The 22221-nt window shown below is 53.3% G+C and carries 20 protein-coding genes and 1 riboswitch; of the genes, 13 read left to right on the forward strand and 7 right to left on the reverse strand.

The window, feature by feature from the left end:
- The 9 genes from FEK47_RS11145 to rpoC all read left to right on the forward strand — a co-directional run.
- Positions 1-64 (forward strand): elongation factor Tu (locus tag FEK47_RS11145; protein ID WP_072095827.1); only part of this gene is annotated, 64 nt, incomplete at its 5' end.
- A 229-nt stretch (positions 65-293) separates the two neighbouring features.
- Positions 294-677 carry a preprotein translocase subunit SecE gene (secE, locus tag FEK47_RS11150; RefSeq protein WP_001275702.1) on the forward strand — a complete coding sequence of 128 codons (384 nt, stop codon included), beginning with the start codon at positions 294-296 and terminating at the stop codon, positions 675-677.
- A gap of 1 nt (position 678) precedes the next feature.
- Positions 679-1224, forward strand: coding sequence for a transcription termination/antitermination protein NusG (nusG, locus tag FEK47_RS11155; RefSeq protein WP_001287516.1), 546 nt, complete (start codon positions 679-681; stop codon positions 1222-1224).
- A gap of 158 nt (positions 1225-1382) precedes the next feature.
- Positions 1383-1811: a 50S ribosomal protein L11 gene (gene rplK, locus FEK47_RS11160; RefSeq protein WP_001085926.1), complete on the forward strand. Its 429-nt coding sequence runs from the start codon at positions 1383-1385 to the stop codon at positions 1809-1811.
- A gap of 3 nt (positions 1812-1814) precedes the next feature.
- The gene (gene rplA, locus FEK47_RS11165; RefSeq protein ID WP_001096684.1) at positions 1815-2519 is read left to right on the forward strand and encodes a 50S ribosomal protein L1; all 705 of its coding nucleotides are present in this window, start codon (positions 1815-1817) and stop codon (positions 2517-2519) included.
- A gap of 412 nt (positions 2520-2931) precedes the next feature.
- Positions 2932-3429, forward strand: coding sequence for a 50S ribosomal protein L10 (gene rplJ, locus FEK47_RS11170; RefSeq protein WP_001207201.1), 498 nt, complete (start codon positions 2932-2934; stop codon positions 3427-3429).
- A 66-nt stretch (positions 3430-3495) separates the two neighbouring features.
- Positions 3496-3861, forward strand: a complete 366-nt coding sequence (gene rplL / locus FEK47_RS11175) for a 50S ribosomal protein L7/L12 (RefSeq protein WP_000028879.1) — start codon at positions 3496-3498, stop codon at positions 3859-3861.
- A gap of 319 nt (positions 3862-4180) precedes the next feature.
- Positions 4181-8209: a DNA-directed RNA polymerase subunit beta gene (rpoB, locus tag FEK47_RS11180; protein WP_000263098.1), complete on the forward strand. Its 4029-nt coding sequence runs from the start codon at positions 4181-4183 to the stop codon at positions 8207-8209.
- Positions 8210-8285: 76 nt separating this feature from the next.
- Positions 8286-12509 carry a DNA-directed RNA polymerase subunit beta' gene (gene rpoC, locus FEK47_RS11185; protein ID WP_000653944.1) on the forward strand — a complete coding sequence of 1408 codons (4224 nt, stop codon included), beginning with the start codon at positions 8286-8288 and terminating at the stop codon, positions 12507-12509.
- 241 nt (positions 12510-12750) lie between these two features.
- On the opposite strand, the gene thiH is transcribed toward rpoC, so the two are convergent.
- From thiH to FEK47_RS11220, 7 genes are all read right to left on the reverse strand, one after another.
- Positions 12751-13884, reverse strand: coding sequence for a 2-iminoacetate synthase ThiH (gene thiH / locus FEK47_RS11190; RefSeq protein ID WP_135486831.1), 1134 nt, complete (start codon positions 13882-13884; stop codon positions 12751-12753).
- On the reverse strand, positions 13881-14651 hold the full coding sequence (gene thiG, locus FEK47_RS11195) for a thiazole synthase (protein WP_135486830.1): 771 nt from the start codon (positions 14649-14651) through the stop codon (positions 13881-13883). The genes thiH and thiG overlap by 4 nt, the downstream gene beginning before the upstream one ends.
- Position 14652: 1 nt before the next feature.
- Positions 14653-14853 carry a sulfur carrier protein ThiS gene (thiS, locus tag FEK47_RS11200; protein WP_001166232.1) on the reverse strand — a complete coding sequence of 67 codons (201 nt, stop codon included), beginning with the start codon at positions 14851-14853 and terminating at the stop codon, positions 14653-14655.
- On the reverse strand, positions 14837-15592 hold the full coding sequence (gene thiF / locus FEK47_RS11205; RefSeq protein ID WP_135486829.1) for a thiazole biosynthesis adenylyltransferase ThiF: 756 nt from the start codon (positions 15590-15592) through the stop codon (positions 14837-14839). Before thiF ends, thiS begins: the two co-directional genes overlap by 17 nt.
- On the reverse strand, positions 15585-16220 hold the full coding sequence (gene thiE, locus FEK47_RS11210) for a thiamine phosphate synthase (protein WP_135486833.1): 636 nt from the start codon (positions 16218-16220) through the stop codon (positions 15585-15587). Before thiE ends, thiF begins: the two co-directional genes overlap by 8 nt.
- Positions 16220-18115 carry a phosphomethylpyrimidine synthase ThiC gene (gene thiC, locus FEK47_RS11215; RefSeq protein ID WP_135486828.1) on the reverse strand — a complete coding sequence of 632 codons (1896 nt, stop codon included), beginning with the start codon at positions 18113-18115 and terminating at the stop codon, positions 16220-16222. Before thiC ends, thiE begins: the two co-directional genes overlap by 1 nt.
- Before the next feature lie 80 nt (positions 18116-18195).
- Positions 18196-18296: riboswitch (TPP riboswitch) on the reverse strand.
- A gap of 51 nt (positions 18297-18347) precedes the next feature.
- Positions 18348-18824 carry an Rsd/AlgQ family anti-sigma factor gene (locus FEK47_RS11220; protein ID WP_064530412.1) on the reverse strand — a complete coding sequence of 159 codons (477 nt, stop codon included), beginning with the start codon at positions 18822-18824 and terminating at the stop codon, positions 18348-18350.
- Between the two features lie 94 nt (positions 18825-18918).
- Between FEK47_RS11220 and nudC the strand changes: the two genes are divergently transcribed.
- Genes nudC through FEK47_RS11240 form a run of 4 tightly spaced genes read left to right on the forward strand, consistent with a single transcriptional unit; the run spans position 18919 to position 22110 of the window.
- A complete protein-coding gene (nudC, locus tag FEK47_RS11225) occupies positions 18919-19692 on the forward strand; it encodes an NAD(+) diphosphatase (protein ID WP_130216329.1) in 774 nt (257 codons plus the stop codon).
- A 39-nt stretch (positions 19693-19731) separates the two neighbouring features.
- Positions 19732-20796: a uroporphyrinogen decarboxylase gene (hemE, locus tag FEK47_RS11230; RefSeq protein WP_130261378.1), complete on the forward strand. Its 1065-nt coding sequence runs from the start codon at positions 19732-19734 to the stop codon at positions 20794-20796.
- A gap of 9 nt (positions 20797-20805) precedes the next feature.
- Positions 20806-21477: a deoxyribonuclease V gene (nfi, locus tag FEK47_RS11235; protein WP_135486827.1), complete on the forward strand. Its 672-nt coding sequence runs from the start codon at positions 20806-20808 to the stop codon at positions 21475-21477.
- Positions 21478-21519: 42 nt separating this feature from the next.
- Entirely contained in the window at positions 21520-22110 is a 591-nt protein-coding gene (locus FEK47_RS11240) for a YjaG family protein (RefSeq protein WP_130210161.1), read from the forward strand.
- Positions 22111-22221: the final 111 nt, after the last annotated feature.

Genomic DNA, 22221 nt, shown 5'->3' on the forward strand with positions numbered 1-22221 from the left:
TTTCGCAATCCGTGAAGGCGGTCGTACCGTTGGCGCGGGCGTTGTAGCAAAAGTTCTGAGCTAATTGCCGATAACATTTGACGCAATGCGCACTAAAAGGGCATCATTTGATGCCCTTTTTGCACGCTTTCGTACCAGAACCTGGCTCATCAGTGATTTTCTTTGTCATAATCATTGCTGAGACAGGCTCTGTTGAGGGCGTATAATCCGAAAAGCTAATACGCGTTTCGATTTGGTTTGCCTCGCGATCGCGGGGTGAAAATGTTTGTAGAATACTTCTGACAGGTTGGTTTATGAGTGCGAATACCGAAGCTCAAGGAAGCGGGCGCGGCCTGGAAGCGATGAAGTGGGTCGTTGTGGTGGCATTGCTCCTGGTGGCAATTGTCGGCAACTACCTTTATCGCGACATTATGCTGCCGCTGCGTGCGCTGGCCGTAGTAATTCTGATTGCTGCAGCGGGTGGTGTCGCGCTGTTAACGACAAAAGGTAAAGCAACCGTTGCTTTTGCCCGTGAAGCGCGTACCGAAGTCCGTAAGGTCATTTGGCCGACTCGCCAGGAAACATTGCACACCACGCTGATTGTGGCTGCGGTTACCGCAGTAATGTCACTGATCCTGTGGGGACTGGATGGTATTCTGGTTCGCCTGGTATCCTTTATCACTGGCCTGAGGTTCTGAGATGTCTGAAGCTCCTAAAAAGCGCTGGTACGTCGTTCAGGCGTTTTCCGGTTTTGAAGGCCGCGTAGCAACATCGCTGCGTGAGCATATCAAATTACACAACATGGAAGATTTGTTTGGTGAAGTCATGGTACCAACCGAAGAAGTGGTTGAAATCCGTGGCGGTCAGCGTCGCAAAAGCGAACGCAAATTCTTCCCTGGCTACGTCCTCGTTCAGATGGTGATGAACGACGCGAGCTGGCACCTGGTGCGCAGCGTACCGCGTGTGATGGGCTTCATCGGCGGTACTTCCGATCGTCCTGCGCCAATCAGCGATAAAGAAGTCGATGCGATTATGAACCGCCTGCAGCAGGTTGGTGATAAGCCGCGTCCGAAAACGCTGTTTGAACCGGGTGAAATGGTCCGTGTTAATGATGGTCCGTTCGCTGACTTCAACGGTGTTGTTGAAGAAGTGGATTACGAGAAATCTCGTCTGAAAGTGTCTGTTTCTATCTTCGGTCGTGCGACCCCGGTAGAACTGGACTTCAGCCAGGTTGAAAAAGCCTAACCCAGCGATCAAAAAAGCGGCGATTTAATCGTTGCACAAGGCGCGAGATTGGAATACAATTTCGCGCCTTTTGTTTTTATGGGCCTTGCCCGTAAAACGATTTTTTATATCACGGGGAGCCTCTCAGAGGCGTTATTACCCAACTTGAGGAATTTATAATGGCTAAGAAAGTACAAGCCTATGTCAAGCTGCAGGTTGCAGCTGGTATGGCTAACCCGAGTCCGCCAGTAGGTCCGGCTCTGGGTCAGCAGGGCGTAAACATCATGGAATTCTGCAAAGCGTTCAACGCAAAAACTGATTCCATCGAAAAAGGTCTGCCGATTCCGGTAGTAATCACCGTTTACGCTGACCGTTCTTTCACTTTCGTTACCAAGACTCCGCCGGCAGCAGTTCTGCTGAAAAAAGCGGCTGGTATCAAGTCTGGTTCCGGTAAGCCGAACAAAGACAAAGTGGGTAAAATTTCCCGCGCTCAGCTGCAGGAAATCGCGCAGACCAAAGCTGCCGACATGACTGGTGCCGACATTGAAGCGATGACTCGCTCCATCGAAGGTACTGCACGTTCCATGGGCCTGGTAGTGGAGGACTAAGAAATGGCTAAACTGACCAAGCGCATGCGTGTTATCCGCGAGAAAGTTGATGCAACCAAACAGTACGACATCAACGAAGCTATCGCTCTGCTGAAAGAGCTGGCGACTGCTAAATTCGTAGAAAGCGTGGACGTTGCTGTTAACCTCGGCATCGACGCTCGTAAATCTGACCAGAACGTACGTGGTGCAACTGTACTGCCGCACGGTACTGGCCGTTCCGTTCGCGTAGCCGTATTTACCCAGGGTGCAAACGCTGAAGCTGCTAAAGCTGCAGGTGCTGAACTGGTAGGTATGGAAGATCTGGCTGACCAGATCAAGAAAGGCGAAATGAACTTTGACGTTGTTATTGCTTCTCCGGATGCAATGCGCGTTGTTGGCCAGCTGGGCCAGGTTCTGGGTCCGCGCGGCCTGATGCCAAACCCGAAAGTGGGTACTGTAACGCCGAACGTTGCTGAAGCGGTTAAAAACGCTAAAGCTGGCCAGGTTCGTTACCGTAACGACAAAAACGGCATCATCCACACCACCATCGGTAAAGTGGACTTTGACGCTGACAAACTGAAAGAAAACCTGGAAGCTCTGCTGGTTGCGCTGAAAAAAGCAAAACCGACTCAGGCGAAAGGCGTGTACATCAAGAAAGTTAGCATCTCCACCACCATGGGTGCAGGTGTTGCAGTTGACCAGGCTGGCCTGAGCGCTTCTGTAAACTAATGCCTTTACGTGGGCGGTGATTTTGTCTACAATCTTACCCCCACGTATAATGCTTAATGCAGACGTATATCCGAGATATTCGGGTTGTGGCAAGGCGGCAACTGAGTGAGTCGCCAGGAGCATAGCTAACTATGTAACTGGTGCGAACAAAGGAAGGCAACGCCGCCACAAGCTGAATAGCGACGGATAGAAAAGATTTGTTCGTTGGAGCCTGGCCTATCCAGGCCTCCGTCGAAGACCGCAGGAGTTTCGCAAGAAACTTAATCCCCTGCGTAGACGGTGACAGAACGCTAAGATTATTCTTTTATATTCTGGCTTGTTTCTGCTCACCGTAATTAAGACGCTCTCTCCGTTTGGAGGAGTGAAGTGAGTTCCAGAGATTTTCTCTGGCAAACATCCAGGAGCAAAGCTAATGGCTTTAAATCTTCAAGACAAACAAGCGATTGTTGCTGAAGTCAGCGAAGTAGCCAAAGGCGCGCTGTCTGCAGTAGTTGCGGATTCCCGTGGCGTAACTGTAGATAAAATGACTGAACTGCGTAAAGCAGGTCGCGAAGCTGGCGTATACATGCGTGTTGTTCGTAACACCCTGCTGCGCCGTGCTGTTGAAGGTACTCCGTTCGAGTGCCTGAAAGACGCGTTTGTTGGTCCGACCCTGATTGCATACTCTATGGAACACCCGGGCGCTGCTGCTCGTCTGTTCAAAGAGTTCGCGAAAGCGAATGCAAAATTTGAGGTCAAAGCCGCTGCCTTTGAAGGTGAGCTGATCCCGGCGTCTCAGATCGACCGCCTGGCAACTCTGCCGACCTACGAAGAAGCAATTGCACGCCTGATGGCAACCATGAAAGAAGCTTCGGCTGGCAAACTGGTTCGTACTCTGGCTGCTGTACGCGATGCGAAAGAAGCTGCTTAATCGCAGTTATCTTTTTAACGCATTCGCTTACGTATAAACTTATTCTGATATTCAGGAACAATTTAAATGTCTATCACTAAAGATCAAATCATTGAAGCAGTTGCAGCTATGTCTGTAATGGACGTTGTAGAACTGATCTCTGCAATGGAAGAAAAATTCGGTGTTTCCGCTGCTGCTGCTGTAGCTGTAGCTGCTGGCCCGGTTGAAGCTGCTGAAGAAAAAACTGAATTCGACGTAATTCTGAAAGCTGCTGGCGCTAACAAAGTTGCTGTTATCAAAGCAGTACGTGGCGCAACTGGCCTGGGTCTGAAAGAAGCTAAAGACCTGGTAGAATCTGCACCGGCTGCTCTGAAAGAAGGCGTGAGCAAAGACGACGCAGAAGCACTGAAAAAATCCCTGGAAGAAGCTGGCGCTGAAGTTGAAGTTAAATAAGCCAACCCTTCCGGTTGCAGCCTGAGAAATCAGGCTGATGGCTGGTGACTTTTTGGTCACCAGCCTTTTTGCGCTGTAAGGCGCCAGTAGCGTTTCACACTGTTTGACTACTGCTGTGCCTTTCAATGCTTGTTTCTATCGACGACTTAATATACTGCGACAGGACGCCCGTTCTGTGTAAATCGCAATGAAATGGTTTAAGCGTGATAGCAACAGGCATTGCGGAAAGTGTTCCATTTTCCGGTCAACAAAATAGTGTTGCACAAACTGTCCGCTCAATGGACAGATGGGTCGACTTGTCAGCGAGCTGAGGAACCCTATGGTTTACTCCTATACCGAGAAAAAACGTATTCGTAAGGATTTTGGTAAACGTCCACAAGTTTTGGATGTACCTTATCTCCTTTCTATCCAGCTTGACTCGTTTCAGAAATTTATCGAGCAAGATCCTGAAGGGCAGTATGGTCTGGAAGCTGCTTTCCGTTCCGTATTCCCGATTCAGAGCTACAGCGGTAATTCCGAGCTGCAATACGTCAGCTACCGCCTTGGCGAACCGGTGTTTGACGTCCAGGAATGTCAAATCCGTGGCGTGACCTATTCCGCACCGCTGCGCGTTAAACTGCGTCTGGTGATCTATGAGCGCGAAGCGCCGGAAGGCACCGTAAAAGACATTAAAGAACAAGAAGTCTACATGGGCGAAATTCCGCTCATGACAGACAACGGTACCTTTGTTATCAACGGTACTGAGCGTGTTATCGTTTCCCAGCTGCACCGTAGTCCGGGCGTCTTCTTTGACTCCGACAAAGGTAAAACCCACTCTTCGGGTAAAGTGCTGTATAACGCGCGCATCATCCCTTACCGTGGTTCCTGGCTGGACTTCGAATTCGATCCGAAGGACAACCTGTTCGTACGTATCGACCGTCGCCGTAAACTGCCTGCGACCATCATTCTGCGCGCCCTGAACTACACTACTGAACAGATCCTCGACCTGTTCTTTGAAAAAGTTATCTTTGAAATCCGTGATAACAAGCTGCAGATGGAACTGGTGCCGGAACGCCTGCGTGGTGAAACCGCATCTTTTGACATCGAAGCTAACGGTAAAGTGTACGTAGAAAAAGGCCGCCGTATTACTGCGCGCCATATTCGCCAGCTGGAAAAAGACGACGTCAAACTGATCGAAGTCCCGGTTGAGTACATCGCAGGTAAAGTGGTTGCTAAAGACTATATTGATGAGTCTACCGGCGAGCTGATCTGCGCAGCGAACATGGAGCTGAGCCTGGATCTGCTGGCTAAGCTGAGCCAGTCTGGTCACAAGCGTATCGAAACGCTGTTCACCAACGATCTGGATCACGGCCCATATATCTCTGAAACCTTACGTGTCGACCCAACTAACGACCGTCTGAGCGCACTGGTAGAAATCTACCGCATGATGCGCCCTGGCGAGCCGCCGACTCGTGAAGCAGCTGAAAGCCTGTTCGAGAACCTGTTCTTCTCCGAAGACCGCTATGACCTGTCTGCGGTTGGTCGTATGAAGTTCAACCGTTCTCTGCTGCGCGAAGAAATCGAAGGTTCCGGTATCCTGAGCAAAGACGACATCATTGATGTTATGAAAAAGCTCATCGATATCCGTAACGGTAAAGGCGAAGTCGATGATATCGACCACCTCGGCAACCGTCGTATCCGTTCCGTTGGCGAAATGGCGGAAAACCAGTTCCGCGTTGGTCTGGTACGTGTAGAGCGTGCGGTGAAAGAGCGTCTGTCTCTGGGCGATCTGGATACCCTGATGCCTCAGGATATGATCAACGCCAAGCCGATTTCCGCAGCAGTGAAAGAGTTCTTCGGTTCCAGCCAGCTGTCTCAGTTTATGGACCAGAACAACCCGCTGTCTGAGATTACGCACAAACGTCGTATCTCCGCACTCGGCCCAGGCGGTCTGACCCGTGAACGTGCAGGCTTCGAAGTTCGAGACGTACACCCGACTCACTACGGTCGCGTATGTCCAATCGAAACCCCTGAAGGTCCGAACATCGGTCTGATCAACTCTCTGTCCGTGTACGCACAGACTAACGAATACGGCTTCCTTGAAACTCCGTATCGTAAAGTGACCGACGGTGTTGTAACTGACGAAATTCACTACCTGTCTGCTATCGAAGAAGGCAACTACGTTATCGCCCAGGCGAACTCCAACCTGGATGAAGAAGGCCACTTCGTAGAAGACCTGGTAACTTGCCGTAGCAAAGGCGAATCCAGCTTGTTCAGCCGCGACCAGGTTGACTACATGGACGTATCCACCCAGCAGGTGGTATCCGTCGGTGCGTCCCTGATCCCGTTCCTGGAACACGATGACGCCAACCGTGCATTGATGGGTGCGAACATGCAACGTCAGGCCGTTCCGACTCTGCGCGCTGATAAGCCGCTGGTTGGTACGGGTATGGAACGTGCTGTTGCCGTTGACTCCGGTGTAACTGCGGTAGCTAAACGTGGTGGTGTCGTTCAGTACGTGGATGCTTCCCGTATCGTTATCAAAGTTAACGAAGACGAGATGTATCCGGGTGAAGCAGGTATCGACATCTACAACCTGACCAAATACACCCGTTCTAACCAGAACACCTGTATCAACCAGATGCCGTGTGTGTCTCTGGGTGAACCGGTTGAACGTGGCGACGTGCTGGCAGACGGTCCGTCCACCGACCTCGGTGAACTGGCGCTTGGTCAGAACATGCGCGTAGCGTTCATGCCGTGGAATGGTTACAACTTCGAAGACTCCATCCTCGTATCCGAGCGTGTTGTTCAGGAAGACCGTTTCACCACCATCCACATTCAGGAACTGGCGTGTGTGTCCCGTGACACCAAGCTGGGGCCGGAAGAGATCACCGCTGACATCCCGAACGTGGGTGAAGCTGCGCTCTCCAAACTGGATGAATCCGGTATCGTTTACATTGGTGCGGAAGTGACCGGTGGCGACATTCTGGTTGGTAAGGTAACGCCGAAAGGTGAAACTCAGCTGACCCCAGAAGAAAAACTGCTGCGTGCGATCTTCGGTGAGAAAGCGTCTGACGTTAAAGACTCTTCTCTGCGCGTACCAAACGGTGTATCCGGTACGGTTATCGACGTTCAGGTCTTTACTCGCGATGGCGTAGAAAAAGACAAACGTGCGCTGGAAATCGAAGAAATGCAGCTCAAACAGGCGAAGAAAGACCTGTCTGAAGAACTGCAGATCCTCGAAGCGGGTCTGTTCAGCCGTATCCGTGCTGTGCTGGTAGCCGGTGGCGTTGAAGCTGAGAAGCTCGACAAACTGCCGCGCGATCGCTGGCTGGAGCTGGGCCTGACCGACGAAGAGAAACAAAATCAGCTGGAACAGCTGGCTGAGCAGTATGACGAACTGAAACACGAGTTCGAGAAGAAACTCGAAGCGAAACGCCGCAAAATCACCCAGGGCGACGATCTGGCACCGGGCGTGCTGAAGATTGTTAAGGTATATCTGGCGGTTAAACGCCGTATCCAGCCTGGTGACAAGATGGCAGGTCGTCACGGTAACAAGGGTGTAATTTCTAAGATCAACCCGATCGAAGATATGCCTTACGATGAAAACGGCACGCCGGTAGACATCGTACTGAACCCGCTGGGCGTACCGTCTCGTATGAACATCGGTCAGATCCTCGAAACCCACCTGGGTATGGCTGCGAAAGGTATCGGCGACAAGATCAACGCCATGCTGAAACAGCAGCAAGAAGTCGCGAAACTGCGCGAATTCATCCAGCGTGCGTACGATCTGGGCGCTGACGTTCGTCAGAAAGTTGACCTGAGTACCTTCAGCGATGAAGAAGTTATGCGTCTGGCTGAAAACCTGCGCAAAGGTATGCCAATCGCAACGCCGGTGTTCGACGGTGCGAAAGAAGCAGAAATTAAAGAGCTGCTGAAACTTGGCGACCTGCCGACTTCTGGTCAGATCCGCCTGTACGACGGTCGCACTGGTGAACAGTTCGAACGCCCGGTAACCGTTGGTTACATGTACATGCTGAAACTGAACCACCTGGTCGACGACAAGATGCACGCGCGTTCCACCGGTTCTTACAGCCTGGTTACTCAGCAGCCGCTGGGTGGTAAGGCACAGTTCGGTGGTCAGCGTTTCGGGGAGATGGAAGTGTGGGCGCTGGAAGCATACGGCGCAGCATACACCCTGCAGGAAATGCTCACCGTTAAGTCTGATGACGTGAACGGTCGTACCAAGATGTATAAAAACATCGTGGACGGCAACCATCAGATGGAGCCGGGCATGCCAGAATCCTTCAACGTATTGTTGAAAGAGATTCGTTCGCTGGGTATCAACATCGAACTGGAAGACGAGTAATTCTCGCTCAAACAGGTCACTGCTGTCGGGGTAAAACCCGGCAGCGGATTGTGCTAACTCCGACGGGAGCAAATCCGTGAAAGATTTATTAAAGTTTCTGAAAGCGCAGACTAAAACCGAAGAGTTTGATGCGATCAAAATTGCTCTGGCTTCGCCAGACATGATCCGTTCATGGTCTTTCGGTGAAGTTAAAAAGCCGGAAACCATCAACTACCGTACGTTCAAACCAGAACGTGACGGCCTTTTCTGCGCCCGTATCTTTGGGCCGGTAAAAGATTACGAGTGCCTGTGCGGTAAGTACAAGCGCCTGAAACACCGTGGCGTCATCTGTGAGAAGTGCGGCGTTGAAGTGACCCAGACTAAAGTACGCCGTGAGCGTATGGGCCACATCGAACTGGCTTCCCCGACTGCGCACATCTGGTTCCTGAAATCGCTGCCGTCCCGTATCGGCCTGCTGCTCGATATGCCGCTGCGCGATATCGAACGCGTACTGTACTTCGAATCCTATGTGGTTATCGAAGGCGGTATGACCAACCTGGAGCGTCAGCAGATCCTGACTGAAGAGCAGTATCTGGACGCGCTGGAAGAGTTCGGTGACGAATTCGACGCGAAGATGGGTGCGGAAGCAATCCAGGCCCTGCTGAAGAGCATGGATCTGGAGCAAGAGTGCGAACAGTTGCGTGAAGAGCTGAACGAAACCAACTCCGAAACCAAGCGCAAAAAGCTGACCAAGCGTATCAAACTGCTGGAAGCGTTCGTTCAGTCTGGTAACAAACCAGAGTGGATGATCCTGACCGTTCTGCCGGTACTGCCGCCAGATCTGCGTCCGCTGGTTCCGCTGGATGGTGGTCGTTTCGCGACTTCTGACCTGAACGATCTGTATCGTCGCGTCATTAACCGTAACAATCGTCTGAAACGTCTGCTGGATCTGGCTGCGCCGGACATCATCGTACGCAACGAAAAACGTATGCTGCAGGAAGCGGTCGACGCCCTGCTGGATAACGGTCGTCGCGGTCGTGCGATCACTGGTTCTAACAAGCGTCCTCTGAAATCTTTGGCCGACATGATCAAAGGTAAACAGGGTCGTTTCCGTCAGAACCTGCTCGGTAAGCGTGTTGACTACTCCGGTCGTTCTGTAATCACCGTAGGTCCATACCTGCGTCTGCATCAGTGCGGTCTGCCGAAGAAAATGGCGCTGGAGCTGTTCAAACCGTTCATCTACGGCAAGCTGGAACTGCGTGGTCTTGCTACCACCATTAAAGCTGCGAAGAAAATGGTTGAGCGCGAAGAAGCTGTCGTTTGGGATATCCTGGACGAAGTTATCCGCGAACACCCGGTACTGCTGAACCGTGCACCGACTCTGCACCGTCTGGGTATCCAGGCATTTGAACCGGTACTGATCGAAGGTAAAGCTATCCAGCTGCACCCGCTGGTTTGTGCGGCATATAACGCCGACTTCGATGGTGACCAGATGGCTGTTCACGTACCGCTGACGCTGGAAGCCCAGCTGGAAGCGCGTGCGCTGATGATGTCTACCAACAACATCCTGTCCCCGGCGAACGGCGAACCAATCATCGTTCCGTCTCAGGACGTTGTACTGGGTCTGTACTACATGACCCGTGACTGTGTTAACGCCAAAGGCGAAGGCATGGTGCTGACTGGCCCGAAAGAAGCAGAACGTCTGTATCGCTCTGGTCTGGCTTCTCTGCATGCGCGCGTTAAAGTGCGTATCACCGAGTATGAAAAAGATGCTAACGGTGAATTAGTAGCGAAAACCAGCCTGAAAGACACGACTGTTGGCCGTGCCATTCTGTGGATGATTGTACCGAAAGGTCTGCCTTACTCCATCGTCAACCAGGCGCTGGGTAAAAAAGCAATCTCCAAAATGCTGAACACCTGCTACCGCATTCTCGGTCTGAAACCGACCGTTATTTTTGCGGACCAGATCATGTACACCGGCTTTGCATATGCAGCGCGTTCTGGTGCATCTGTTGGTATCGATGACATGGTCATCCCGGAGAAGAAACACGAAATCATCTCCGAGGCAGAAGCAGAAGTTGCTGAAATTCAGGAGCAGTTCCAGTCTGGTCTGGTAACTGCGGGCGAACGCTACAACAAAGTTATCGATATCTGGGCTGCGGCGAACGATCGTGTATCCAAAGCGATGATGGATAACCTGCAAACTGAAACCGTTATTAACCGTGACGGTCAGGAAGAGAAGCAGGTTTCCTTCAACAGCATCTACATGATGGCCGACTCCGGTGCGCGTGGTTCTGCGGCACAGATTCGTCAGCTTGCTGGTATGCGTGGTCTGATGGCGAAGCCGGATGGCTCCATCATCGAAACGCCAATCACCGCGAACTTCCGTGAAGGTCTGAACGTACTCCAGTACTTCATCTCCACCCACGGTGCTCGTAAAGGTCTGGCGGATACCGCACTGAAAACTGCGAACTCCGGTTACCTGACTCGTCGTCTGGTTGACGTGGCGCAGGACCTGGTGGTTACCGAAGACGATTGTGGTACCCATGAAGGTATCATGATGACTCCGGTTATCGAAGGTGGTGACGTTAAAGAGCCGCTGCGCGATCGCGTATTGGGTCGTGTAACTGCTGAAGACGTTCTGAAGCCGGGTACTGCTGATATCCTCGTTCCGCGCAACACGCTGCTGCACGAACAGTGGTGTGACCTGCTGGAAGAGAACTCTGTCGACGCGGTTAAAGTACGTTCTGTTGTATCTTGTGACACCGACTTTGGTGTATGTGCGCACTGCTACGGTCGTGACCTGGCGCGTGGCCACATCATCAACAAGGGTGAAGCAATCGGTGTTATCGCGGCACAGTCCATCGGTGAACCGGGTACACAGCTGACCATGCGTACGTTCCACATCGGTGGTGCGGCATCTCGTGCGGCTGCTGAATCCAGCATCCAGGTGAAAAACAAAGGTAGCATCAAGCTCAGCAACGTGAAGTCGGTTGTGAACTCCAGCGGTAAACTGGTTATCACTTCCCGTAACACCGAACTGAAACTGATCGACGAATTCGGTCGTACCAAAGAAAGCTACAAAGTACCTTACGGTGCGGTACTGGCAAAAGGCGATGGCGAACAGGTTGCTGGCGGCGAAACCGTTGCAAACTGGGACCCGCACACCATGCCGGTTATCACCGAAGTAAGCGGTTTTGTACGCTTTACTGACATGATCGACGGCCAGACCATTACTCGTCAGACCGACGAACTGACCGGTCTGTCTTCGCTGGTGGTTCTGGATTCCGCAGAACGTACCGCAGGTGGTAAAGATCTGCGTCCGGCACTGAAAATCGTTGATGCTCAGGGTAACGACGTTCTGATCCCAGGTACCGATATGCCTGCGCAGTACTTCCTGCCGGGTAAAGCGATTGTTCAGCTGGAAGATGGCGTACAGATCAGCTCTGGTGACACCCTGGCGCGTATTCCGCAGGAATCCGGCGGTACCAAGGACATCACCGGTGGTCTGCCGCGCGTTGCGGACCTGTTCGAAGCACGTCGTCCGAAAGAGCCGGCAATCCTGGCTGAAATCAGCGGTATCGTTTCCTTCGGTAAAGAAACCAAAGGTAAACGTCGTCTGGTTATCACCCCGGTAGACGGTAGCGATCCGTACGAAGAGATGATTCCGAAATGGCGTCAGCTCAACGTGTTCGAAGGTGAACGAGTAGAACGTGGTGACGTAATTTCCGACGGTCCGGAAGCGCCGCACGACATTCTGCGTCTGCGTGGTGTTCATGCTGTGACTCGTTACATCGTTAACGAAGTACAGGACGTATACCGTCTGCAGGGCGTTAAGATTAACGATAAACACATCGAAGTTATCGTTCGTCAGATGCTGCGTAAAGCTACCATCGTTAACGCGGGCAGCTCCGACTTCCTGGAAGGCGAACAGGTTGAATACTCTCGCGTCAAGATCGCAAACCGCGAACTGGAAGCGAACGGCAAAGTGGGTGCAACTTACTCCCGCGATCTGCTGGGTATCACCAAAGCGTCTCTGGCAACCGAGTCCTTCATCTCCGCGGCATCGTTCCAGGAGACCACTCGCGTGCTGACCGAAGCAGCCGTTGCGGGCAAACGCGACGAACTGCGCGGCCTGAAAGAGAACGTTATCGTGGGTCGTCTGATCCCGGCAGGTACCGGTTACGCGTACCACCAGGATCGTATGCGTCGCCGTGCTGCGGGTGAAGCTCCAGCTGCACCGCAGGTGACTGCAGAAGACGCATCTGCCAGCCTGGCAGAACTGCTGAACGCAGGTCTGGGCGGTTCTGATAACGAGTAATCGTTAATCCGCAAATAACGTAAAAACCCGCTTCGGCGGGTTTTTTTATGGGAGTTATTCAGAGGGCAAAGTCTTCACGGGAAATATTAAGAAAGGCAGGGCGAAACGAGGAAGAAGCTTTTCGCCCTGGACAACATTCCTGCTGACGGCACTACCATAAAAAAACGCAACGCTTTCAACAACCTTGCGTTTTTCATCTTCCGTAGCGGCTCGGAATAAATTTACGTTCTTACATTCCGTCTCATAGTCTTTGCGAGGCGCGTCCCAGATAGCTGTCCCAGTCTTTCCATACCGGCTGCAAACCCTGAGCGGTTAACGCGGCAGCAACCGCTTCCGGTCTGCGATCGTCGTGCGGTGAGAACTGTTCCAGCTCGGGGTGATTGTCGGCATAGCCACCTGGCTGCGTTTTCGAAAAAGCGCTGACGTTATTAATTGCCAGCGGAATAACGCGATCGCGAAACCACGGTGATTCCCGCGTGGAGAGTGACAGTTCAATCTCCGGTGCAAGCAGCCGGAAGGCGCAGATGGTTTGCACTAACTGGCGTTCATCCATAATCGACGCAGGCTCAATGCCGCCAGTACATGGGCGCAGGCGCGGGAAGGAGACAGAGTAGCGGCTTTGCCAGTAATGCTGTTGCAGCCATAGCAAATGTTCGGCAACCATATAACAGTCAACTCGCCAGTTGTCGGAAAGGCCAATTAGTGCGCCGAGGCCAATCTTATCAATCCCCGCACGCCCCAGCCGATCCGGCGTTTCCAGCCGCCAGAAGAAGTCCTGTTTTTTGCCTTTCAGATGATGGCGGGCATAAGTCGCCTCGTGATATGTCTCCTGATAAACCATCACGCCATCCAGACCAAGCTGCTTTAACTCGGCGTATTCCGCCTCCGCCAGCGGTTGCACTTCCATCTGTAGTGAAGAGAACTGTTCACGCAGAGCAGGGAGATGACGACGAAAGTAATCCATCCCTACTTTTGCCTGGTGTTCACCAGTGACTAATAGCAGATGTTCAAAGCCCATCTCCCGTATAGCGGCGCTTTCCCTGGCAATATCCGCTTCATCCAGCGTTTTGCGCTTGATGCGGTTGCTCATAGAAAATCCGCAATAAGTACAGTCGTTAGCGCAAAGATTGGAAAGATAAAGCGGGACGTAGAAGCTAACAGTGTTGCCAAATCGTTGACGGGTCAGACGCTGCGCCCGTTGGGCCAGTGGTTCCAGATAGCCACTGGCGGCAGGCGATAACAGCGCCATCATGTCGTCGCGGGTGAGTTGCGAGGCATTTAGCGCCCGCTCTACGTCAGCAGCCGTTTTGCCGTTGATACGCAGGCGGATGTCGTCCCAGTCCAGTTGTCGCCAGCGATCGCTGAAGGTTTTCATGCCGATGCCTTCAGAAATCCGGTCAGCGGGCTGGTGGCATGAGCATAATAACTGCGGCTGCCCGGTCCGGCCTGACGTGCCAGCAGGCCTGCTTCTACCGCCAGACGAAATGCCTTCGCCATGTTGACGGGATCGTCCGCGACGGCAATCGCCGTATTCACTAACACCGCGTCGGCCCCCATTTCCAGCGCCTGCGCGGCATGGCTGGGAACGCCGATGCCAGCATCGACAACCACCGGAACTGTGGCCTGCTGGATAATAATCTCCAGCATGGCGCGGGTTTCCAGCCCCTGATTCGAGCCAATCGGCGCGCCGAGCGGCATCACCGCTGCACAGCCGACTTCTTCCAGACGTTTACACAATACCGGATCGGCCCCGCAGTAAGGCAGCACGACAAATCCCTGTTGTACCAGTGTTTCGGCGGCTTTCAGGGTTTCGATGGGATCGGGCAACAGCCAGCGAGCGTCAGGGTGAATCTCCAATTTTAGCCAGTTTGTGCCTAACGCTTCACGAGCCAGATGGGCGGCGAAAATGGCTTCTTCCGCGGTTTTCGCCCCGGATGTATTCGGCAGCAGGGTCACACCCGCCGCGATAAGCGGTTCGAGGATAGCGTCGTTGTGCTGGCGCAAGTCGACACGTTTCATCGCCAGCGTCACCAGTTGGCTGCCGGAAGCGCGAATAGACTCCACCATCAGTTGTGAAGAGGCGAATTTCCCGGTGCCGGTAAACAGATGTGAATCAAACGTTTTGTCCGCAATACGTAACATCTCAACCCCCTGCAATAACCTGAAAAAGCAGGATCTGGTCGCCATCCTGCACGATATGTTGCGTCCACTGCTCACGCGGGACGATTTGCTGATTAATCGCCAGAGCCGCGCCCGCTTGTCGTTGGTCGAGTTGCTCCAGTAGTTCGTGAACAGTTTGCCCGGCGGCGCACTGCATCGGTTGATCGTTAAACAGGATCTGCATTGCTTCCTCCGCATACCGGGCAACCACTGGCGCGGCGCAACGCCAGGCTGCGCCACTGGCTCGACTTACCGTCGAACAGTCGGAGTTCTCCCGCAGGCGTCTCTATACCGCTTAATAACTTAATTGCTTCCAGTGCCTGCAAAGTGCCCATCACCCCGACCACCGGGCCAACCACGCCCGCCGTGCGGCAGTTGCGTTCTGGCTGCTGGTTATCTGGCCACAGACAGCGGTAACAACCCTGCTCCCAGGGCGGCGTCAGTACCATCAACTGACCGCCAAATCCGACCGCGCTGGCGGTGATAAGCGGCGTGTTGAGTGCCACGCAGGCGGCATTAATCTCCTGGCGAGTCGCCATATTGTCGGTACAGTCGAGCACCACATCGGCTTGTGCAACCGCATCTTTTAACGCCTCACCCGTTAACCGTTGTTGTAATGCTGTCAGGTGAATATCGGGATTCAACTGTGTCAGTCGCTGATGGCTGACCTGCGATTTCGGGCGATCGATATCTTCAGTGGTAAAGAGGATTTGTCGTTGCAGATTGCTTAAATGCACATCGTCGTCATCTGCCAGTACCAGCGTCCCGACGCCAGCGCCCGCCAGGTATAGCGCAGCAGGTGTACCCAGCCCGCCAAGACCGATAATCAGCACCTGGCTGTCGAGCAGTTTTTGCTGCCCGTCAAGAGCGATATCGTCGAGCAGGATTTGGCGGCTATAACGCATAAAGTCACGGTCATTCATCGCCAACTCCTGCAATTTCCAGCAGCTGTTCCGTTGCCAAACGCCAGTCTGCCGCCTGGGTAATGGCACTGACGACGGCGATACTGCCGACACCCGTTGCTATCACCGCAGGCGCACGCGCCAGACTGATACCGCCAATCGCCACGGTGGGATAATTGGCCAGGCGCTCAATGTGCCGTGCCAGCTGTTCCAGCCCCTGCGGTGCAGAAGGCATCTGTTTGGTTTGCGTCGGGAACACATGTCCCAGCGCGATATAAGAGGGGCGTGCTGCCAGCGCGACGTCGATCTCCATATCGTCATGGGTCGAAACGCCCAGTCGCAGACCTGCCGCGCGGATGGCGCTGAGATCGGTGGCTTGCAAATCTTCCTGCCCCAAATGGACGCCATACGCCTGATGCTTGATCGCCAGCCGCCAGTAATCGTTGATAAACAATCGCGCGTTATAGCGGAGGCCCAGCGCAATTGCCGCCACGACATCGGCTTCCACTTCTTCATCGCGTTGATCTTTGATGCGTAGCTGGAGAGTACGTACGCCTGCATCCAACAGACGTTCGATCCACTGTACGCTGTCCACCACCGGGTACAGTCCTAAACGAAAAGGTACAGGAGGAAAATCAGGCTGATACATCACGCTTCCTCCTTACGCAGGTAGATTTCTCCGCCTCTGGCGCGGAAGTTCTCCGACATATCCGCCATTCCCACTTCAATGGTTTGCGCGGCGGCGTAATCACGTACTTCCTGGCTGATTTTCATCGAGCAGAATTTCGGCCCACACATGGAGCAAAAATGGGCGACTTTGCCGGACTCTTGCGGCAGGGTTTCATCGTGATAGGCGCGGGCGGTAAACGGGTCGAGGGCCAGATTAAACTGGTCTTCCCAGCGAAATTCGAAGCGGGCTTTCGACATGGCGTTATCGCGAATTTGCGCGCCCGGATGCCCTTTCGCCAGGTCGGCGGCGTGGGCGGCAATCTTATAGGTGATAAGCCCCTGCTTAACATCTTCTTTATTAGGCAGACCCAGATGCTCTTTTGGCGTTACGTAACAGAGCATCGCGCAGCCAAACCAGCCAATCATCGCCGCACCAATCCCCGACGTGAAGTGGTCATAGCCCGGCGCAATATCGGTAGTTAGCGGCCCCAGAGTGTAAAACGGCGCTTCGTGGCAGTGCTCTAACTCCTCGGTCATATTGCGGCGAATCATCTGCATCGGCACGTGGCCTGGGCCTTCAATCATCACCTGTACGTCATATTCCCAGGCGATTTTGGTCAGTTCGCCCAGCGTATGCAGCTCGGCAAACTGCGCTTCATCGTTGGCGTCCTGAATAGAACCGGGGCGCAGACCGTCGCCCAGCGACAGCGAAACGTCATAAGCGGCACAGATTTCACAAATTTCGCGGAAGTGTTGATAGAGGAAATTTTCCTGATGATGGGAGAGGCACCATTTCGCCATAATCGAACCGCCGCGAGAGACGATACCGGTCAGGCGTTTCGCGGTCATCGGTACGTAGCGCAGCAGCACGCCCGCATGGATAGTGAAGTAATCCACACCTTGCTCGGCCTGTTCCAGCAACGTGTCGCGGAACGCTTCCCAGGTAAGATCTTCGGCGATCCCGTTAACCTTCTCCAGCGCCTGGTAGATCGGCACCGTACCGATCGGCACCGGGCTGTTACGCAAAATCCACTCGCGGGTTTCGTGAATATAGCGACCTGTGGAGAGATCCATCACCGTATCCGCTCCCCAGCGCGTGGACCATACCAGCTTTTCCACTTCTTCTTCGATGGAAGAGGTGACCGCCGAGTTGCCGATATTGGCGTTAACTTTTACCAGGAAGTTGCGACCAATAATCATCGGCTCCGATTCCGGATGATTAATGTTGGCCGGGATAATCGCACGTCCGGCAGCAACTTCATCACGGACAAATTCCGCAGTGATATTTTCCGGCAGACGTGCGCCAAAGCTCATTCCCGGATGCTGGTGGCGTAAAACTTCGCTACGGATGCGCTCGCGGCCCATATTCTCGCGGATGGCGATGAACTCCATCTCCGGCGTGATGATGCCCTGGCGGGCGTAGTGCAGTTGTGTGACGCAGCGTCCTGCTTTGGCGCGTTTTGGGGTTAATACGCTGCTAAAACGCAGCTCGTCGAGGCCATCATCTGCCAGTCGCGCTTTAGTGTAATCGGAACTGCGCACGGTAAGTACTTCGGTATCGCCGCGTGCATCGATCCACGGCTGGCGTAGTTTTGCCAGCCCTTGCTGCACGTTAATGGCGATTTGCGGATCGCCATACGGGCCGGAGGTGTCGTAGACCGGAATCGCTTCGTTTTCTTCGTACTGCGGCTGTTCTTTGCTGCCGCCAATTAGCATCGGGCTAAGCTGGATCTCACGCATCGGTACGCGCACGCCGGGGTGTGTGCCAGTGATATAAATGCGTTTTGAGTTCGGAAAGGCGGTGCCTTCCAGGGTGTCGATAAAATGTTGGGCCTGGGCGCGTTGTTCGCGGCGGGTCAGTTTTGTTGCAGACATAGCTCATTCCAAAAAGTTAAGGACGTGGCTTGTCAGACGACGGATGAAGCAAGAGACGATCGCCGCAAAGGCGATGCGATAGCAGATTAACTCTTGTTCCCTTCGCAGGTATTAGCCTGATCAGGTTCCGCGGATCCCGAATGAACGGTCTCAGCCAGTTAAGGCACTCCGACAAGAAATTAGCCCCGCAAACGGGGCGTTGAATGTAAATTACGCGTTAACAGCGCAGAACTCAAGCAGGATGTTTGACGCGGGCGGCGTCAAGCACCAGCAGAATCAGCTTATCTTCCAGCACAAAGCGTGCTTCCAGCGCCTCGCCGATGTCAGATAAAACCTGTTGAAACTCAAGGTAATTATCATGATCGATGGCGGTTTCCAGGCTGGAATCGTAGTAATCCATAATCTGTTGCGTGTTGGCTTCGAGTTGCGGCCAAATCTTCGCGGCATGAGCGAGTTGCCCGTTGCCTTCCAGTTTATGAAGAATGCGTTCATAAATACTGAAATGTCCGGCAGACAGGTAGTCGACCAGACTCTGGCAAAAATCATCAAGGGCTTTTTCATTCAGCCTCATGTACGATTCTTTGCCAGGCTTAATGCCAACCAGATTGTAGTAAGCCACGAGCAGATGCTTACGTACATGTAGCCAGCGATCAACCAGTTTGTTACTTCCTCTGACGTGCTCCGTCAGGTTATCGAGCTGGTTAAGCATGATTGACTCCGCAAGTTTGTATTCAAAAACTGCTCAGTGAGAAATGTAAAAACCATGTTAAACATGCCAGTGATGCAAAGGTAGTGCAAGAGCTATGGATCGTATAATTGAAAAATTAGATCACGGCTGGTGGGTAGTCAGTCATGAACAAAAATTATGGTTGCCGAAGGGAGAATTACCATACGGCGAAGCGGCAAATTTCGATCTTGTGGGTCAGCGCGCACTACAAATCGGCGAATGGCAGGGAGAACCTGTTTGGCTAGTGCAACAGCAGCGTCGTCACGATATGGGCTCGGTGCGCCAGGTCATTGATCTGGATGTCGGGCTGTTTCAATTAGCCGGACGTGGTGTGCAACTGGCGGAGTTTTATCGCTCGCATAAATACTGCGGTTACTGCGGGCATGACATGTATCCGAGCAAAACCGAATGGGCGATGCTATGCAGCCACTGCCGTGAGCGTTACTACCCACAAATCGCTCCCTGCATTATCGTTGCCATCCGTCGCGATGATTCAATCCTACTTGCTCAGCATACCCGGCATCGTAACGGTGTCCATACGGTACTCGCCGGATTCGTCGAAGTGGGCGAAACCCTCGAACAGGCAGTCGCGCGGGAAGTGATGGAAGAGAGTGGCATCAAAGTCAAAAACTTGCGTTACGTGACTTCCCAGCCGTGGCCGTTTCCTCAGTCTTTAATGACCGCGTTTATGGCGGAATATGACAGCGGCGAGATCGTGATCGACCCGAAAGAATTGCTCGAGGCGAACTGGTATCGCTATGACGATTTGCCGTTACTCCCGCCGCCCGGCACCGTAGCGCGCCGTCTGATAGAAGATACGGTGGCGATGTGTCGGGCAGAGTATGAGTGATGATACACTGACCGCCTGACGCACTAAGGAACAGCCAAAATGACCGAACTTAAAAACGATCGTTATCTGCGGGCGCTGCTGCGCCAGCCCGTTGATGTCACTCCAGTATGGATGATGCGCCAGGCGGGTCGCTATCTACCGGAATATAAAGCCACGCGCGCCCAGGCGGGCGATTTTATGTCGCTGTGCAAAAACGCCGAGCTGGCGTGCGAAGTGACTTTGCAACCGCTGCGTCGCTACCCGCTGGATGCGGCGATCCTCTTTTCCGATATCCTCACCGTGCCGGACGCGATGGGGTTAGGGCTCTATTTTGAAGCCGGAGAAGGTCCGCGTTTTACCACACCAGTCACCTGCAAAGCCGACGTCGATAAACTGCCAATTCCGGACCCGGAAGATGAGCTGGGTTACGTGATGAACGCGGTGCGTACCATTCGTCGCGAACTGAAAGGCGAAGTGCCGCTGATTGGTTTTTCCGGCAGTCCGTGGACGCTGGCGACCTATATGGTGGAAGGCGGCAGCAGCAAAGCGTTCACCGTGATCAAAAAAATGATGTATGCCGATCCGCAGGCGCTGCACGCTCTGCTCGATAAACTGGCGAAAAGCGTCACTTTGTATCTGAATGCGCAGATTAAAGCCGGTGCTCAGGCAGTGATGATTTTCGACACCTGGGGCGGCGTGCTTACCGGGCGTGATTATCAACAGTTCTCGCTCTATTACATGCATAAAATTGTTGATGGTTTACTGCGTGAAAACGACGGTCGCCGCGTGCCAGTCACGCTGTTTACCAAAGGCGGCGGACAGTGGCTGGAAGCGATGGCAGAAACCGGTTGCGATGCGCTGGGCCTCGACTGGACAACGGACATCGCCGATGCACGCCGCCGCGTGGGTGATAAAGTCGCGCTGCAGGGCAATATGGATCCGTCGATGCTGTATGCGCCGCCTGCCCGCATTGAAGAAGAAGTGGCGACAATCCTTGCCGGTTTCGGTCACGGTGAAGGCCACGTCTTTAACCTCGGCCACGGTATCCATCAGGATGTGCCGCCAGAACATGCTGGCGTGTTTGTGGAGGCAGTGCATCGGTTGTCTGCGCCTTATCATCAGTAAGGAGTGATTATGGATCTTGCGTCATTACGCGCTCAACAACTTGAACTAGCTTCTTCTGTGATCCGCGAGGATCGACTCGATAAAGATCCGCCGGATCTGATCGCCGGAGCCGATGTCGGGTTTGAGCAGGGCGGAGAAGTGACGCGAGCGGCGATGGTGCTGCTGAAATACCCCTCGCTTGAGCTGGTGGAGTATAAAGTGGCCCGCATCGCTACTACCATGCCTTACATTCCAGGTTTTCTTTCCTTTCGCGAATATCCTGCGCTGCTGGCCGCGTGGGAGATGCTGTCGCAAAAGCCGGATTTAGTGTTTGTCGATGGTCACGGGATCTCGCATCCGCGCCGTCTTGGCGTCGCCAGCCATTTTGGCTTATTGGTGGATGTGCCGACCATTGGCGTAGCGAAAAAACGGCTCTGCGGTAAATTCGAACCGCTCTCCAGCGAACCGGGCGCACTGGCCCCGCTGATGGATAAAGGCGAGCAGCTGGCCTGGGTCTGGCGCAGCAAAGCGCGCTGTAACCCTCTGTTTATTTCTACCGGCCATCGGGTCAGTGTGGATAACGCGCTGGCGTGGGTACAATGCTGCATGAAAGGCTATCGCCTGCCGGAACCAACTCGCTGGGCGGACGCGGTGGCCTCGGAACGTCCGGCGTTCGTGCGCTATACAGCAAATCAGCCCTAATTCAGGTAAACTGCGGATAATTTCCGTATTTGAGAACTCAACATGTTACAAAACCCGATTCATCTGCGTCTGGAGCGACTGGAAAGCTGGCAGCATGTCACTTTCATGGCTTGCTTATGCGAACGCATGTACCCCAATTACGCCATGTTCTGCCAGCAAACCGGTTTTGGTGATGGGCAAATTTATCGCCGCATTCTCGATCTCATCTGGGAAACGCTGACCGTCAAAGACGCAAAAGTAAATTTCGACAGCCAACTGGAGAAATTTGAAGAAGCGATTCCTTCAGCCGACGATTTCGATCTGTACGGCGTTTATCCGGCAATCGATGCCTGCGTGGCGTTAAGTGAACTGGTCCATTCGCGTTTGAGTGGTGAAACGCTCGAACACGCGGTGGAAGTGAGTAAGACCTCCATCACCACCGTGGCGATGTTGGAAATGACTCAGGCTGGTCGCGAAATGAGCGATGAAGAGCTCAAAGAAAACCCAGCTGTAGAGCAAGAATGGGACATTCAGTGGGAAATATTCCGACTTTTAGCCGAGTGCGAAGAACGTGATATCGAGCTGATAAAAGGGCTTAGAGCAGACCTGCGTGAGACGGGTGAGAGCAATATTGGTATAATTTTTCAGCAATAAGACCAGAAAACGTGAATTAACGCCTGATTTGTCGTACCTGGAGTCTTCCCTTTCGCCCCCCGTCTGGTCTACATTTGGGGGGCGAAAAAAAGTGGCTATCGGTGCGTGTAT

Source organism: Escherichia sp. E3659 (assembly GCF_005781135.1).
Taxonomy (GTDB): domain Bacteria; phylum Pseudomonadota; class Gammaproteobacteria; order Enterobacterales; family Enterobacteriaceae; genus Escherichia.